Source organism: Alkalibacillus haloalkaliphilus (assembly GCF_007991275.1).
Classification (GTDB): domain Bacteria; phylum Bacillota; class Bacilli; order Bacillales; family Alkalibacillaceae; genus Alkalibacillus; species Alkalibacillus haloalkaliphilus.
The window spans coordinates 114843-131113 of record NZ_BJYA01000001.1 but is presented as its reverse complement, the minus strand read 5'-3'; the positions used below and the strand labels follow the sequence as shown (position 1 = coordinate 131113).

Here is a 16271-nt window from a genome sequence, read left to right as displayed (position 1 = left end):
TTAAAAATAATTAGGCGAAATTCTATTTTTTTAGGCGAACGCCCAATCAATTAAGCGTTCGCCTAATCCCAACGCAAGAAAACTATGAGGAGGCAATGTACATGGCAACACTTTTATATAATATCGGACAACTATTAACGATGGATCAATACGACGGTCAAGTGCGCGGCAAAGATATGAACAATCTACCAGTCTATGAAAATTACGCCGTGCTAATTGAAGACGGGAAGATCAGTAAAGTCGGTCCATCTTCACAGTTAGAAAACGAGCCTGCAGATGAAAAGGTCGATTGTGAAGGACGCCTTGTCACACCTGGTATCGTCGAGCCGCATACGCATCTTGTATTCGGTGGTTCGCGCGAGCACGAAATGGCACTAAAGCAACAAGGTGTTCCGTATCTAGACATTTTAAAACAAGGTGGCGGCATTCTATCAACTGTTAGAGCAACACGCGAAACGTCAGAACAAGATCTTTATAAAAAAGCGATGTTCCACCTTGATCGTATGGCAAGTTACGGTATTACGACCGTGGAGGCGAAGAGTGGTTACGGAATGGACCGTGAAACAGAGTTAAAGCAGCTCCGCGTTGCCAACCAAGTTGGAAAGGACCACCCACTTGAAGTCGTCTCAACCTTTTTAGGCGCGCATGCGATTACAGAAGATTATAAAGATAACCCTGAGGGACTACTCGATGAAATGGCTGCAATGTTCCCACAAATTAAAGAAGAAGGCCTAGCTGAGTTTGTTGATATTTTTACAGAAAAAGGTGTGTTCACAGTCGAACAGTCGCGTCGCTATTTAAACAAAGCGAAGGAGTGTGGATTTGATGTAAAATTACACGCCGATGAAATTGAGCCTTTAGGTGGCACACAGCTTGCAGTTGAATTAGGAGCACGATCCGGTGACCACTTAGCCGTTGCAACAGATGAAGGAATTGAACAACTAGCCAACTCTGATACAATCGGTGTTTTACTACCAGGGACGATTTTTTACTTAGGTAAAGGCGACTTTGCACGTGCACGGGACATGATTGAAGCGGGGGCTACCGTTGCGATCTCAACAGACTTCAATCCGGGAAGCTCTGTTACTGAAAACATCCAGCTCATTATGTCACTCGCCGCATTAAAGATGCGCATGACACCAGAAGAGATCTGGTATGCGGTCACGACGAATGCTGCTCACGCGATCAACCGCGGTGATGTAGCTGGTAAAATTAAAGAAGGACGCCAAGCAGACATTGTCATTTGGGATGCGCCAAATTATAAATACATTCCATATCATTACGGCGTCAACCATGTGAACACCGTGTTTAAAGCTGGTAAAAAGCTCTACACGCGAGGTGGTCTTCATGTCTAATTATTTAAAACCCGCTGGAAAAGCGATTTTCAAAGATTCATATACAACGAAAATGAATGAGTTGCTTGTCGAACCAGATGGTAGTAAAAGTCAATACGGCATAATAGGCGCGCCACTTTCAAAACCATCGATCAGCCACTCTGGTGCAGCCTTTGCACCAGGGGCTATTCGCCAAGCGATGGGTAGTTACTCGACATTTTCAAAAGAGATTAGTCACGACTTTCAAGGTGAAACTATGATCGACTTCGGTGACGTTGACATGAATCCAACTGACATTTTAGATTCACAAGATAGAATCTATCAGGCAACGAAGTCTGTTTTAGGTCAGGAAGAAGCGGAACAGTTAATTGTGTTGGGTGGCGATCACTCAGTGAGTTTCCCATCAATAAAAGCTCACCATGAAAAATACGGGACAATCGGTGTCATCCAATTTGATGCCCACCATGACCTTCGCAACTTAGACGATGGTGGCCCGACAAATGGCACGCCATTTCGTCGTTCCATTGAAAATGGCGTGTTAAAAGGTGAACACATCGTCCAAATTGGTATTCGTGATTTTACGAATGCGAAAGGCTATGATGACTATGCTGAACAACAGGATGTCACCGTTTATACGATGGAAGATGTGATGACGAACAAAATAAATGAAATAATCCAACAAGCCCTTCAAAAGCTGGAAAACAAAGTCGACCTTATTTATCTATCAGTTGATATGGATGTGTTAGATCAAGCCTTTGCACCAGGATGTCCAGCGATTGGCCCAGGCGGAATGGACAGTTATTCGTTAATGAAAGCAGTCGAAACAGCTGCCAAACATTACAAAGTCCAAGCGATGGACATCGTTGAAATCGACCCGACGATTGATTTTCGTAATATGACGAGTCGAGTAGCCGCTCACGTCATCTTTTCATATTGGAAAGGAAAAGTACTAGGAAAATAGAAGGATATTTTGCTAGATGTATAGAATTTAAATAATAACCGTATAATAGAGAAAAAGATTATTAGTCTAAAATTCGAGGTGTCAAAGGTGAATAAAATAAGGTGGCTACTGCTAACAACTTTTTTGATCGGGTCAGGAACAGCAGGCTATTTCGCTGTTGAAGCAAATAGTGAAAGTGGAGAGTTCCTCGACATCTCTCATACAGGCGCTCATGCGAGTTTGTTTGAGGAGTACCATGATATTTATATTGGTAAGCAGTTAAGGTGGACGGGTGACCAAATGCCAACCGTTCAAGACATTAACATTATAAAAGATGATGGCACGGTCTTAGACCAAGGTGACGATTCAATACACATCGAGTTATTTTTTGACCCACATAATGAAACAGACTTGTTTTACGGCTTTAGCCCAGACATGCGCGAAATAGTAGGTGACTACGAACGTCCTAATGACTTTAAACTTTCAGAACGCACAACGACGATCGTTTTTAAAGTGACACTCCATGAGACAAATTATCAGTTCGACTTAGACTATTTACAAATTGAATATGAAGTGAATGATCAGGAAGAGGCCCAAGAAATTCCGCTAAGAAGCTTCGTCTTTCATCATTAATTCTATAAGCAAAAAAGACTAAGAGAATTCTCTTAGTCTTTTCTAATTGAACGCTTTCTAAGTAGCAAAGGCCTGTTTGCCTCCTAATTGCATTCTATACATCATATAATATTCACCTTGTGTTTGTAAAAGCGAATCATGCGTGCCTTTCTCAATTAGTTCACCTTGCTTTAACACGAATATTTGATCCGCATCTTGAATCGTTGAAAGACGGTGAGCAATGACTAATGTTGTTCGGCCTTTTTTCAATACTTTTAAAGCCTCTTGAATCATAGCTTCTGTCTCAGTGTCGATATTAGCTGTCGCCTCATCAAGAATTAAAATAGCTGGATCAAAAGCTAATGCTCTAGCAAACGATAATAACTGTCTTTGGCCAGTTGAAAACTCAGCCCCTTTTTCTTTAACAGGTTCATCATACTGGTTAGGCAACTGCTCAATGAAGCGGTCAGCACCGACTGCTTTTAAAGCATTAATCGCATCTTCACGACTAACGCGAGGGTCATTCATCGTGATATTTGAGATGATAGTGCCCGTAAATATAAAAGGATCTTGAAGCACAATACCGATATGACTTCGAGCTTGTTGTCTCGATAACTCATTAATTGGTTTACCATCTATCAATATACGTCCTTTTGACGGGTCGTAAAATCTAAATAATAGATTCATAACCGTACTTTTACCAGAGCCTGTATGCCCGACAAAAGCAGCTGTTTCACCAGGTTGTATTGAAAAAGATAAATCTTCTAAGACATAATCATCTTTTTCATAAGCAAAGGAAACCTGTTCAAATTCCACATAACCATCGTATCTCGTAATCGGTTTTTCTTCGACTTCTTCTCCATCTTCATCCAACAGTTCAAACACTCTTTTACCAGCAACCCTAGATTGTTCTAGCTGAGCTAACTGACTGACGATTTGGTTGACTGGCTCGAATAATCGAGTTAAATAATCAACAAAAGCGTATAGTACACCTGCTGTCACAATTCCGGTACCATCTAGCGAAATTCCGCCGAAGTACATAATAAACGCTACAAAGGCAACATTTCGTAAAAAGTCGACTAAATTAAACGACGTTAATGCTGTAAACGTATTCATCTTTCGTTGATAACGATAGTGATATCGATTTAAATTTTCAAACTCACCTGTCATTCGGTCAACTTGGTTGTATGCTTGAATAATGGACATCCCTTGAATTGATTCATTAATGTTAGCATTAATGCGACTGTTCGTTTCACGAATTTCATGGTTATAATGTCCAGCAATTTTCCTGTAAACTAACATCCATAACACCATAAGTGGCACAAGCACTAAGCAGATCGCTGCCAAGCGTGCATCTAAAATAAATAATGCAATAAAAATACCGAACATATAAATAAAGCCCGATGTGAATACTTCTAAAACCTTCTCATATAGCTCTTTAATCGCTTCTGTATCGTTTGTTACGCGTGCGACAACCTTACCAGCTGGTTGATCAACAAAATAAGGGATCGGAATGCGTTGAATATGACTGAACACATCTTGTCGCATTGTTTGAATAATTCGATTTGAAGCGTACTGTAATAAATAAGTTTTATAGTATAGAAATACTGATGAAGCAAGAATCAAACCTAAATATAGCCCTAACCAAGCTGCAATAGAGCTCACTTCAGGTTGGAAGAAATGAAATAACTCATGAGTCTCTAGTGTTTGACCACTAACCGTTACTTCAGTTTGATCTACCTCAAGGACGAAAGTATAACCATCACCTTCTACAAACCTCGCATTAAGTGGCACTTCTTCATCTAACAAGAAAAAGGACAACCCATCTTGGAATAACGTCACCACTTTTTCATCATCAATCGAATCATAACGTTCAACTCTAATGTAATGTTCGCCGTTAAATTCGATTGCACCCGTTTGTTTATCGGTAACAACATAGTGATTGGCCACCCCAACAATATGGTCATCAATTACCTTTTTTGCTATTAACGGACCGCTTAACTCCATCGCAACAGCAATCATTAAACAAACAATACCAATCATAATCGTCTTCTTATAATTTAAAGCATAATGAAAAAGGCGTTTTTCAGTCGTTTTTGATTTCATCTTATTCGCCTCCTTCCATTTGCTGTTTGACATATTGCTTAAAGTACCAGTTTCGTTGTTCCATTAATTGTTCATGAGTTCCGTGTTCAACCATTTTACCTTCATCTAATACGATAATTTGATCAGCATGTTTAACAGCCGATAGACGGTGAGCAACAATAATCGTCGTCTTATGAGAACGCTCTTCTTTTAAATGTTGAATAATTTTCGTCTCAGTTTGACCGTCGACGGCTGATAGTGAGTCATCTAGAATTAGACATTCAGGGTCTTTAATGAGTGCTCTTGCTAAGGAGACACGTTGTTTTTGCCCTCCTGATAACGTAACTCCACTTTCACCAACAATCGTATTTAATCCGTCTGGTAAATGTTCAATATCTTCACGTAAAGAAGCTAACTCTAAAATCCGAAATATTTCTTCGTCCGATGCATTGGCATCCCCGAACAAAATATTTTGACGAACCGTTTTAGAAAACAAAGTATGATCTTGTGGCACGTAACCAATCCACCCTCGTGTCATAGATAATGGAATTTGATCAATCGGGACATCATTAATGGTTACAACACCATGCTCTGCAGGTGGGTATTCTCTTAATAATTGTCTAATTAAAGTCGTTTTTCCAGCACCAGTTTTTCCGACAACACCAATCGTTTCACCTTGTTTAATATTTAAAATGATTCCGTTTAACTGATACGATTCAGCTTGAGGATACTTAAAGCTAACTTGGTTAAATTCAATTTTCTTAGGTGTGGGTATACTTACTTCGTCATTAGGATCTTGAACGTCTGGTTCATGTGAAAGCACTTCACCTGTACGATCAAGTGATGCATTTCCTCTTTGCATGACGTTAATGAGCTCACCAACCGCAAACATCGGCCAAATGAGCATCCCTAAATAAACGTTAAAAGTAACTAATTGCCCAATCGTAATGACACCTTGCATGACTAAATACGAACCATAACCTAACCCAATCGTATAAGCCATCCCGACTAAAACTTTAATCGTCGGTTCAAATAAAGCGTCCATTTTAGCCACTTCAATATTTTTCTGAAACACTTCTTCTGTTTGAGCATTAAATTGCTCTTCATCTCGCTTCTCCTGTACAAAAGCACGAATAACTCTAACCCCTTGAATCGATTCAAGCGAGTCGTTATTCAAATCACTAAAAGCAGATTGAGCTTTTGTAAAACGCTCATGAATCGCTCGACCATACTTTTGCATTAATAAAGCCATGATTGGTAACGGTATTAAAGCCGCCAACGTTAAATGCCAATTAATCATAATCGCCATAACCATTACAATTAAAAACATAAAAATCGTCGCATCGACTAAAGTTAAAATCCCAAAACCCGCTGTCAACATGATTGCTCGTAAATCATTCGTACTTCTAGCCATTAAGTCGCCTGTTCGATAATGCCCGAAAAAAGTAGGCGTCATTCGCATAAAGTGATTCATTAACTTTGAACGCATCTTTTTCTCAAGTAAAAATGCACGACCAAACAGCGTATAGTCCCAAAAAAATGAAACGATATAAATAACGATTGTTAGGCCGATAAATATCGCTAATAATTCATAAAACCTTTCAGCAGTTACTTGATTGTATTGAATAAGATCAATGACCTCACCGAGTAACATTGGTGGAATAACACCAAGAATGTTTACAATAATAAGTGCGGTTACCGCCAAAGTGTAGCGAATCCATTGTTCCTTAAAATACCAAGATAATTTTCTAAATACAGATATCATATATTACACCTCATTTCCTCTCTCTTTAGCTAACCACCGTCAATCCGGTAACATTTATTTGATCGTTGAAGTATTAGCTGAACCATCTTCATCACTCCTTTCACATTAGTCAAACAACCAACCGAAACTTGTATCATGCTTATCACCTCCTTAAACAACAATAAGCACACTTAGCCCTTAAAAGCCTAAGTGTGCTTATCATAAAAAATAAAAAAGCCGCAACATGTATAACATGCGCGACTTTGCGATCACTCAATTAATGTAACAATTAATTAAAGGCAGACTTCGGCAAGGTCACGACAAATGGAAAGTATAAAATTGTATTAGTTAATGTGTTGTTATAGTTCAACATTTTCGTGACCTCCTTTTCCTTTAATTTCCTTTCAAATTATATACTTCTTTTCAGAAAATTACAACGGCTATTTAAGAAAAACTTGAAATTAGTTAAATGTGTTTAAGTATAAGTAACTGCTTCATGTAGATAAAGGGTGAGGGTTAGTTATTATATTTTTGTGACAAAAATCCTCATGAATTGCAAGAAAACTCTTAAAAGGTTTACAATGAAGTTGATCTTTTAAATGGAGTGATTCAAATGACAAAAGAAGAAATCCAAGCACAAATTGATCAATTAAAGATGGATTACATTCGAATTCAAGGTGATCTAGATAAATTAGAAGCAAACGGTGGTAACGTGGCGATGTTAGAGAAATCGTTAAACCGTATCGAGGACGAACTAGCTTCGTTAAGACAGCAAAAGAATCGAGCTGATTAACCATAGCTTGTACTAAAGGCCTAGTGGGGAAAGTGAAAAAACTTTCCTCACTAGGTCTTTTTTAGTCCGTAAAAGAGAAAGAATTTATTATTTTTTGCATTGTTGTTCGTTAAATAGAATAAAATCAAGAAAAAGTAAGATAAATGTGCATTTTAAAGAACTGAGCAACTTATTTGTTCTTTATTAAGAATATTTAGTCAAATTTGAAGTTTTGCAAAATTAGGAAACAAGTCTATAATTTGAAATGTATTCTCAATAACGAACATAAAATACCGAGTCGTTCTATATATATTATTTGAGTGCCAACTCCCTAAGGAGGGATTCTGATTGAGAAAGTCTAGGTTAACGCAAAGAAGAAAGCGAGAGCTTATGAGAACGTTGTACATGAAACCACTTATTGCAATCTACATCTTATTCCTCATCATTGCAATGACTGCCGGTGGAACACAAGCCGCGTTTAATGACCTTGAGAGAGAGAATGTGAATTTTCAAGCTGGTGAGTGGGATTATGAAGATGATGACGATAGTGAAGATGATGAATGGGATAAAAGTTCCCTAACGTTCGTTGATCCATCAGGTGTTGACGCAGAAGAGGGTTATATTTTTTCAACAGTTAAGAACACTGGTGATGACATGGAAGGAACGTCAGAGTATGAGATTTATTATATCTTAAAAATCAATCAAGGCAACGGTAACAATAATGAAAATATAATTACAGAATTCTATGAACAGTTTGGTGAAGAGAACGTAAAACCACGAGAAACTGGTCAATGTAAAAATGAGGAGGGTGAAGACGAAGGTCAGCATCCACAACACATGCAAGTATTAATCCATGAAGGTGAGATACCTGCAATAAACTCTGGTGAAACTACTAATCTTGAATACGATTTCAATGATTTAACAACAGAACAAAAGCAGCTTTTGCAGGCTGAAATAGGTGATTTTGAGTTCCGAGGTTACCATAGACCAGGTCACGGACACGATGATGAAAACAGAAAATGCATTAGAGAGAACATTGATTTTGAAGAAGATGACTTTTTAATGACCGATGATTCAAAAGTAGAGAATGTAGAACAAGAAGGTAACAAGAGTGAATCTTCAACTAAGTCAGAGGGCGAAGAAGAAACACAAGAAGTTGAAGAGAAAGGCAGAGAGAATGATGACCAAGTAGATGATAGTTCTGAAAGTGAAGAAGATGAAAGCGATAAACAAAGTGATTCCAAGGAAAGTTATGATGATGAAGAAGTTCAAGATAGTGAAGAAACAGCGGAATCTGATAAAGAGATTAAAGAAGAGAAAGATCATGATGAAGATAAGGGCGTAAAAGACGATTCAGGTGAAGAAAAAGAAGATCAAGATGCTAAAGAAAATGAAGAAGAAACGGGTGAGCTTGATGAAAGTGAAGACAATGAAATGGATTAGTCGGTCAGTAAATATTGTTTTAATTGCATTGTTTTTCATTACACTAGGTCTTGTTTTTACAAATGTAACATCAGATGGTGCCCCCAAGATATTAGGCCAAGAATTGAATGTCGTTTACTCAGGGTCGATGGAACCTGAAATAAGCACTGGTTCTGTAATAGGAATTGATACTAATATCAATCCTGAAGCATTGTCAGAAGGCGATGTAGTTATGTTCCAATCCGAGCCTGGAGTATTTGTTACACATAGAGTTATTGATGTAGTCGAGAATAACAACCAAGTCATGTATCGAACTAAAGGTGATAACAATGAAGCTGCAGATTCTAGTTTGTTATTACCTGAGAATATACATGGCGTACACTCATCAATCAACATCCCATTTTTAGGATACGTAATGGACTTTGCGAATTCTTCATTAGGGATTGCTTTATTAATGATCATCCCAGGAATTCTGTTGGTTGTAAGTTCAGGAAAAACAATTTATAAAGCTTTGAAAGAACAACGAAACTTGAAAGAAGAATCTAGTACTGAAGAGGTAGCTTTGTAGAAATTGATTTTATCGTGCAGCGATCACGGTGGAATATAAATTATTACAATCTCTCTTGTTGGGGAGGAGAAGGAGGAGTTAGTTTGAATTTTAAAAAGAAAGTCGGAGTAGGGGTTCTAACCGGTGTTATGGGCCTCTCATTAATTGGTGGAGGAACTTATGCAGCATTTAACGACATCGAGACTGTAAACAATAGTTTTGCTAGTGGAACTTTGGATTTAGGTGTTGTTGACGGGCTAGATGATGATGGTAAGTTATTTTCTCTTCAAAACCTAAAGCCTGGTGACACTATGACAAGGACTTTTGAGTTAGAAAACTTGGGGTCTTTAGCAATTAAGGAAGTGCTTCTACATATGGAAGCAAAGAATTTCGATAAAGAAGAATTGGCTGATGGGGATATAGCAGCAATGCAAGCAGATGCTGATTATAAAGGGTTCTTAGATCAGTTCCAGATTGAAGTTTTAAGAGTTGATGAAGATTTAGGTGAAGATTGGGAAGACGGTAAAATTACAGATGAAAGGTTATTTTACCCGATACAAGAAGACGATAACTTTACGTTAAAAGACTTGTATGAGAGCAATTTTGAAAAGATACAAGAATATGACATTTTAAAGGACTTCCTTGTTGATTCAGATTGGGATGAGTTTGAAGGTAAGAAACTGAATTTAGCACCTAACAGAACTGCTTCTGATCCAAAGACTGGAGAAGATGTTGAGTGGGATGGTTTACCAGCTGATAGAGGAGATACAAGTGAAGTTCAAATTTCAATTAAGTTTGTAGATGATGATGAGCGTAATGACGATGGTTACTACAAGCAAAACAAGTACCAAGGTAATAGCATTGATGTGAACTTCTACCTAGAAGCAACTCAGTGGCATGGTATTGATGTTGGTTCCGAGAATGGTTACGTAGATGAAAACGAAAGAGCTAATCCAGAAGACCAAAACTAATAGAATTTATTAAATTAAGGGAGGATTACCTCCCTTTTTTAAAAAGGAGTGCGAAGTTAATGAGTATAAAAAAGAAAATAGGCTTAGCGGTTATTACTGGAGCTATGGGCTTAACTTTAATAGGTGGCGGTACCTATGCAGCATTTAACGATATTGAAACAGTAAATAACTCATTCGCTGCTGGTACATTAGACTTAACGGTTGAAGCTGGCGAATCTAGTGCTAAAGGTTTCACACTGGAGAACTTAAAGCCTGGTGATACCATGACTCGATCTTTTGAGCTAGGTAATGAAGGTTCATTAGCTATTCAAAATGTGTTGTTACACTTAGAAAAGGTTAGCTTTTCTAATGAAGTAAATGATGAGAACGATTTTGTTGGTTCGAATGACGCTTATAAAGAATTTCTGAAGCAGTTTGCGATCACATCATTCAATGTTGAAGGGACTTCATTGTTAACAGATAACATTAGTACTTTAGGTGTTCCGGCTTGTGAGGAAGGTAATCCACAAGGTAACCCGCATTGTGAAGATGATGAAGGTGACAATGGTGAAGGTGGCCCAGGTGACGGTAACGGCAGTGATCCCGAACCGACTCCATCAGAAGTTTTTACTCTTTATGATTTATATAACGGAGAAGGTTTAGGTCAGTGGGTTGATTCGACATATGTGTTTACTGAAAGTGATTATGATGGCGACAATCCATTAGTAGACAACAAGGATCGTGTAGACCTTTCTGCGCTTAATGGTCTGGACTCCCAAGAAAACTTAAACTTTGAAATAGGGATCAAGTTTATTAATGATAAAGAAAATAGAAATGATGATGGTTTATATATGCAAAATAAATTCCAAAATAACAGTGTTAGTTTAGATTTTGTATTTGAAGCAACTCAGTGGCCTGGAATAGACATAGATTCTAATGGTTATGTAGAAGACAATGGAGTAGGTCAACAAGACAAATAGAAGATTAGAAGGAGATTTAAGCTCTTTTTAATAGATAATTGTTGGAGAGGGGATTTAGAAAGATGGATTTTAAAAAGAAGTTAGGAGTAGGTATTGTAACAGGGGTTATGGGTCTTTCATTAGTTGGTGGAGGCACATACGCAGCATTTAACGACATTGAGGTAATTGATAACCAATTTGCAGCAGGTGAGCTAAACTTGGATGTTAGCAATTTAGATGATGAGGGTCATTTATTTAGACTGAGCAACCTAAAGCCTGGTGATACAATGACTCGTGAATTTACAATCACAAACGGTGGTTCGCTAGCAATTCAGCATGTATTAATGCACATGGATGTAGATGGTTTTCAAGAAGGTGAAGTTAATGGAAATGGATTCTCAGGTTCAAATGACGATTATAAAGAGTTTTTAAAGCAGTTTGAGATACAGTTCTTTGAAGTGGTTGACCATGATAAGTATTTACCTCTATTCAAATCAGTATTAGATTATGAGCATGAGTGGTTCATACCTAAACCATGGGATGATACAGCGAGCTTAAGTTTATATGACTTTTATGAAGGTAATTTAGATACAGTTCGTGATCAACATGTATATACAAAAGAAGATCATGAACAGAACTTTGAAGGTACTGAAGCTTGGATTAACAAGGATCGCATCAACCTAGCGCCAGAGATTAAGGATTATTTAAAAGGATGGATAACGGTCGAAGAAGCTGGACTGCATGCTATCGAGGCTGGTCAATCAAAAGATATTGTCATGACAATTAAGTTCATTGATGATAGAGAGCGTCAAGATGGCGATGGTAATGACGGCCTATACACTCAAAATAAATTCCAAAATAATAGTATTGATGTAGACTTCTATTTAGAAGCAACTCAGTGGCATGGTATTGATGTTGGTTCAGAGAACGGTTATGTAGGAGAAAACGAAAAAAATAATCCAGAAGATCAAGACTAATATGAATAAGGCGGGGATTTCCCCGCCTTTTAAATGATTAAAGTGTGGTGAAAATATGAAGAAGTTTAGTATTGTTATAGCTTTAATCTATACATGTATAATGCTAGCTTTTGTTACTCTTTACAACCCAACTGGCACATTGGCAAGTGAAGAGAACTCAGACTCAGAGGTTAGTATCGATACAACGCCTCAGTCAGTTATGTTTGATTTATCCAATATAAAGCCAGGTGACACAGCAGAGCGAACTTTGACGATTGAAAACTATGGAAATATGGATTATAACTATCATTCTTCTGTTGAACATACTGGAGGCTCTGAAAAATTATTTGAGCAACTTCAGTTAGTTGTATCAGATGAAAGTGGAGTGCTTTATGAAGGAAGTTTATCCGGTTTCGAAGGTTTTGAATCGCGTCCATTAGAAGTGCAAGAAAGTGAAGAAGTTGTTTTTGGAATAAAGTTTCCATGGGAGTCAGGCAATGAGTTTCAAGGTTTAGAAACGGCTTTTGACTTGCAAGTATGGGCAAGTGGTGAAGAGGTAGCATCTTCTACTCCTGAAGAAGAGGAAGAAGGCACTTTACCAAGCACCGGCGGAGGTCTAGGAATCCTCCCACAAACAGGTGAATCCATTCCATACCTTTACTACATCATCGGTGGTGTGATTGCTTTATCTGGTTTAGGATTAATCCTTGCTAAGCGCCGAAGTAAACTAGTTGGGGAAGGGTAGTTATGCTTCGTATATTCGGATTACTACTCATCATAATAGGCACAGCCGTCATTCTCTTCCCTTACTTTCAAAATCAATATTATACCCACCAAGAGGGAGAGCTTGTTGATTCTTTCAGAGAGCTCGATCAGTTGTTTAATGATGAACAAAATCGGGTTCATGCAGCTGAGGTAGGGGTGGACGACACTTCAGGTGACAACATCCACCATAATGAAGAAGTCCAAGGGCTCATCCATATTGATAAGATTGGCTTAACTCTCCCCATGTTAGAGGGGGCAACGGTAGAGAATCTAGATGTCGGGGCAGGGTTAATGTCACAAGGTTTTACTTTTGGTGAGGTAGGCAATATCGGTATTGCAGCTCACCGTAGCCGAACGTCGGGCCGCCTTTTCAATCGATTAGATGAGGTTGAGGTTGGTGATCGTGTGACGGTTGAAACGCACGATTCGGAATATGAATATGAAGTGGTCGATACGTTCATCGTTGAACCAGAGGATATTTCGGTACTGGATGTGCAAGAGGATAAATCAATGATAACCCTCATTACATGCACGATCGACTCGACGCAACGTGTGATTGTTCAAGCAAAATTATTATAAAAAAGCTGGTCGTAAGGTTTTACACTTACAACCAGCTTTCTTTTAGTGGCCTTGATTCTTTTTCCATTTATTAAATTCGAGAAATTCGCGGAATTCATCTTTAGACACGCCAGAGTCCATTGCATCTTTAACGAGCTTTTCCCACTCGCGGTCTAACGGTTCATCACTCATTTCTTCAGGGTCTTTAATTAAATGGTCAACGTCAACATTTAATACATTAGCGACTTTTTCAAGAAATTGAATAGAAGGGTTTTGTTGTATATTTCGTTCAATAGCGCTTAAATATGACTTGGCAATCCCAGCCTCTTCAGCCAACTGTGTTAGCGTCATCCCTGCCTCTTTACGATAATTTTTTACACGCTCACCGATCATTTGCGAAAACTCCTTAGTTTATTCATATTGAGCTAATTCGTGTTATTTCTACAAATAATATAGCATATATTAATAAATTTTTCTTCAATTTTAAGCAATTTGCTGAAAATTGCAATGATTTTCGTACAAATGTCATGGTTCGTATATTAAAAGTCCTATTTGTTAACGTTATAGTTGTCACCAATTTACAGCCCTCGAGATTATTGATATGATGTAGATGTTTAAAATAGGTAAAAAATTCTAAGCTTCGTTTAGTTTTTTATCAACTTATTTTGTAATTTTCAAACAGAATAGTCTAGAAAGTGTGACTCTTAAAATGAGTGAAACGTGGTATTTTATTAATTCAAAAGCGAACTCAGCTGCTTACAACATGGCTTTAGATGATTGTTTGTTGAAGTGGCATAGCGAGGGCAAGATTCCTCCGACATTACGGTTTTACACGTGGGAGCCAGCTGGTTTGTCTTTAGGTTATTTTCAAAAGGTTGAAGGCAAAATACATACAGAAAACGTGAAAAAGTATGGCTTTGATCTCGTTCGACGTTTAACAGGTGGTCGGGCTGTATTGCATGATGATGAATTAACTTATAGCATCATCGTTTCTGAAGATCACCCAAGTATGCCAAAAACGGTAACTGAAGCGTACAAAGTCATTTCACAAGGCTTGTTAGAAGGCTATCGATTGCTAGGGCTTGAGGCAGAGTTTTCAATCCCAGAAGGTAAACTGAATCAGACAGGCTCTGCGGTCTGCTTTGATGAGCCGTCGTGGTATGAACTCGTACTTAATGGAAAGAAAGCAGCAGGTAGTGCGCAAACGAGGCAGCGTGGTGTCATTTTACAGCACGGTTCAGTACCGATCAGTATGAATTTCGATGAGCTGTTTGATATGTTTGTCTATCCTGATGAAACTAAGAAAGAAAGAGCAAAACAAGTACTTAAGAGAAAAGCAACTTCAATGGAAGTAGAAATGGGGCGAAAACCTGCTATTCGAGAAGTGGAGAAAGCTTTCTCCCACGGGTTTGAAAAAGGGTTAGGTGTCCATTTTGAACCATATATGCTAACTGATGAACAAGAAGAAGAGGTTCAACAGTTAATGAAAGAACAATATGAGTCAGATGAGTGGAATTACTCAAGATAATCTTTCGTGAAGGGGTGGCACATGTGAGCAAAAAAGAAGAATACGTAAGAAAACCGGAATGGCTTAAAATTAAGCTCAACACGAACAAAAACTATATCGGACTTAAGAAGATGATGCGTGAGAAAAACTTGAACACGGTATGTGAAGAAGCGCGTTGTCCGAATATCCACGAATGTTGGGCTGTTCGTAAGACTGCGACGTTTATGATTTTAGGTAAGACATGTACACGTGGTTGCCGTTTTTGCGCGGTTAACACAGGTCTCCCTACTGAATTAGACTGGGGCGAGCCTGAGCGCGTTGCAGAGTCTGTTGAAATTATGGGCTTACGCCATGCAGTTGTCACAGCTGTTGCACGTGACGACTTGAAAGATGGCGGTGCAGCAATTTTCGCTGAAACGGTAAAAGCGATCCGCGAGCGTAACCCAGGGACTACAGTAGAAGTATTACCTTCTGATATGAAAGGTGATTACGAAAACATTAAAATGTTAATGGATGCAGGACCGGATATTTTCAACCATAACGTTGAAACTGTTCGTCGCTTAACACCAACTGTCCGTTCACGTGCAACGTATGACCGTTCATTAACATTATTAAAGCGTGTTAAAGAGATTGCGCCGGATACACCAACAAAATCAAGTATTATGGTTGGCCTAGGTGAAACGAAAGAAGAGATTATCGAAACAATGGATGACTTATTAGCACACGATGTTGATATTTTAACAATCGGGCAATATTTACAACCGACGCGTAACCACTTAAAAGTAGAACGTTACTATGAGCCAAGAGAATTTGCAGAACTACGCAAAATCGCGTTCCAAAAAGGCTTCCAGCATTGCCAAGCTGGTCCATTAGTTCGCTCTTCTTACCACGCAGACGAACAAGTAAGCGAAGCATCAAAACGTCGCCGCGAACAATATGAAGAACAATACATTAAGAACCAACCTGTATCGTAATATAGTAGGTTTCCGCTATTCTCGGATTAGAGAATAGCGGATTTTTTCGGTTGAGCGCTGATAAAACTTCGTGAGCGCTGATAAATAATGTGCGAACGCCGATAAACCGGGACCGAGCGCTGATAAAAAAGGTTGAGCACCGATAA

Annotated in this window: 16 protein-coding genes; 13 read left to right on the top strand and 3 right to left on the bottom strand. The window is 38.5% G+C overall.

Features of this window, described 5'->3' with window-relative positions; translation table 11 throughout:
- Window positions 1-101: 101 nt before the first annotated feature.
- From hutI to AHA02nite_RS00590, 3 genes are all read left to right on the top strand, one after another.
- On the top strand, window positions 102-1355 hold the full coding sequence (hutI, locus tag AHA02nite_RS00600) for an imidazolonepropionase (protein ID WP_146813360.1): 1254 nt from the start codon (window positions 102-104) through the stop codon (window positions 1353-1355).
- Complete coding sequence (hutG, locus tag AHA02nite_RS00595; protein WP_146813358.1) at window positions 1348-2295, top strand: formimidoylglutamase; 948 nt, start codon at window positions 1348-1350, stop codon at window positions 2293-2295. The genes hutI and hutG overlap by 8 nt, the downstream gene beginning before the upstream one ends.
- A gap of 87 nt (window positions 2296-2382) precedes the next feature.
- Window positions 2383-2907: a hypothetical protein gene (locus AHA02nite_RS00590; protein WP_146813356.1), complete on the top strand. Its 525-nt coding sequence runs from the start codon at window positions 2383-2385 to the stop codon at window positions 2905-2907.
- Between the two features lie 57 nt (window positions 2908-2964).
- Here AHA02nite_RS00590 and AHA02nite_RS00585 read toward each other — a convergent pair whose 3' ends face one another.
- Together AHA02nite_RS00585 and AHA02nite_RS00580 are read right to left on the bottom strand one after the other, a co-directional pair.
- Window positions 2965-4992, bottom strand: a complete 2028-nt coding sequence (locus AHA02nite_RS00585; RefSeq protein WP_146813354.1) for an ABC transporter ATP-binding protein — start codon at window positions 4990-4992, stop codon at window positions 2965-2967.
- Window position 4993: 1 nt separating this feature from the next.
- Window positions 4994-6736 (bottom strand): ABC transporter ATP-binding protein, encoded by a 1743-nt coding sequence (locus AHA02nite_RS00580; protein ID WP_146813352.1) that lies wholly within the window; start codon window positions 6734-6736, stop codon window positions 4994-4996.
- Between the two features lie 592 nt (window positions 6737-7328).
- On the opposite strand from AHA02nite_RS00580, the gene AHA02nite_RS00575 reads away from it, so the two are divergent.
- From AHA02nite_RS00575 to AHA02nite_RS00540, 8 genes are all read left to right on the top strand, one after another.
- Complete coding sequence (locus AHA02nite_RS00575) at window positions 7329-7508, top strand: SE1832 family protein (RefSeq protein WP_146813350.1); 180 nt, start codon at window positions 7329-7331, stop codon at window positions 7506-7508.
- 327 nt (window positions 7509-7835) lie between these two features.
- Complete coding sequence (locus AHA02nite_RS00570; RefSeq protein ID WP_146813348.1) at window positions 7836-8930, top strand: hypothetical protein; 1095 nt, start codon at window positions 7836-7838, stop codon at window positions 8928-8930.
- Window positions 8902-9477: a signal peptidase I SipW gene (gene sipW, locus AHA02nite_RS00565; RefSeq protein WP_170235933.1), complete on the top strand. Its 576-nt coding sequence runs from the start codon at window positions 8902-8904 to the stop codon at window positions 9475-9477. Before AHA02nite_RS00570 ends, sipW begins: the two co-directional genes overlap by 29 nt.
- Window positions 9478-9560: 83 nt before the next feature.
- Complete coding sequence (locus AHA02nite_RS00560) at window positions 9561-10427, top strand: TasA family protein (protein WP_146813344.1); 867 nt, start codon at window positions 9561-9563, stop codon at window positions 10425-10427.
- A gap of 59 nt (window positions 10428-10486) precedes the next feature.
- Window positions 10487-11386: a TasA family protein gene (locus AHA02nite_RS00555; RefSeq protein ID WP_146813342.1), complete on the top strand. Its 900-nt coding sequence runs from the start codon at window positions 10487-10489 to the stop codon at window positions 11384-11386.
- 62 nt (window positions 11387-11448) lie between these two features.
- Window positions 11449-12342, top strand: coding sequence for a TasA family protein (locus AHA02nite_RS00550; RefSeq protein WP_146813340.1), 894 nt, complete (start codon window positions 11449-11451; stop codon window positions 12340-12342).
- A gap of 55 nt (window positions 12343-12397) precedes the next feature.
- Window positions 12398-13066: an LPXTG cell wall anchor domain-containing protein gene (locus AHA02nite_RS00545; RefSeq protein WP_146813338.1), complete on the top strand. Its 669-nt coding sequence runs from the start codon at window positions 12398-12400 to the stop codon at window positions 13064-13066.
- Between the two features lie 2 nt (window positions 13067-13068).
- Complete coding sequence (locus tag AHA02nite_RS00540) at window positions 13069-13665, top strand: class D sortase (RefSeq protein ID WP_146813336.1); 597 nt, start codon at window positions 13069-13071, stop codon at window positions 13663-13665.
- A 42-nt stretch (window positions 13666-13707) separates the two neighbouring features.
- Here AHA02nite_RS00540 and AHA02nite_RS00535 read toward each other — a convergent pair whose 3' ends face one another.
- Window positions 13708-14037: a helix-turn-helix domain-containing protein gene (locus AHA02nite_RS00535; protein ID WP_146813334.1), complete on the bottom strand. Its 330-nt coding sequence runs from the start codon at window positions 14035-14037 to the stop codon at window positions 13708-13710.
- Between the two features lie 316 nt (window positions 14038-14353).
- Here AHA02nite_RS00535 and AHA02nite_RS00530 point away from each other — a divergent pair, with 316 nt between their 5' ends.
- Both AHA02nite_RS00530 and lipA read left to right on the top strand, forming a co-directional pair.
- On the top strand, window positions 14354-15172 hold the full coding sequence (locus AHA02nite_RS00530; protein ID WP_146813332.1) for a lipoate--protein ligase family protein: 819 nt from the start codon (window positions 14354-14356) through the stop codon (window positions 15170-15172).
- A gap of 23 nt (window positions 15173-15195) precedes the next feature.
- The gene (lipA, locus tag AHA02nite_RS00525; protein WP_146813330.1) at window positions 15196-16125 is read left to right on the top strand and encodes a lipoyl synthase; all 930 of its coding nucleotides are present in this window, start codon (window positions 15196-15198) and stop codon (window positions 16123-16125) included.
- Window positions 16126-16271: the final 146 nt, after the last annotated feature.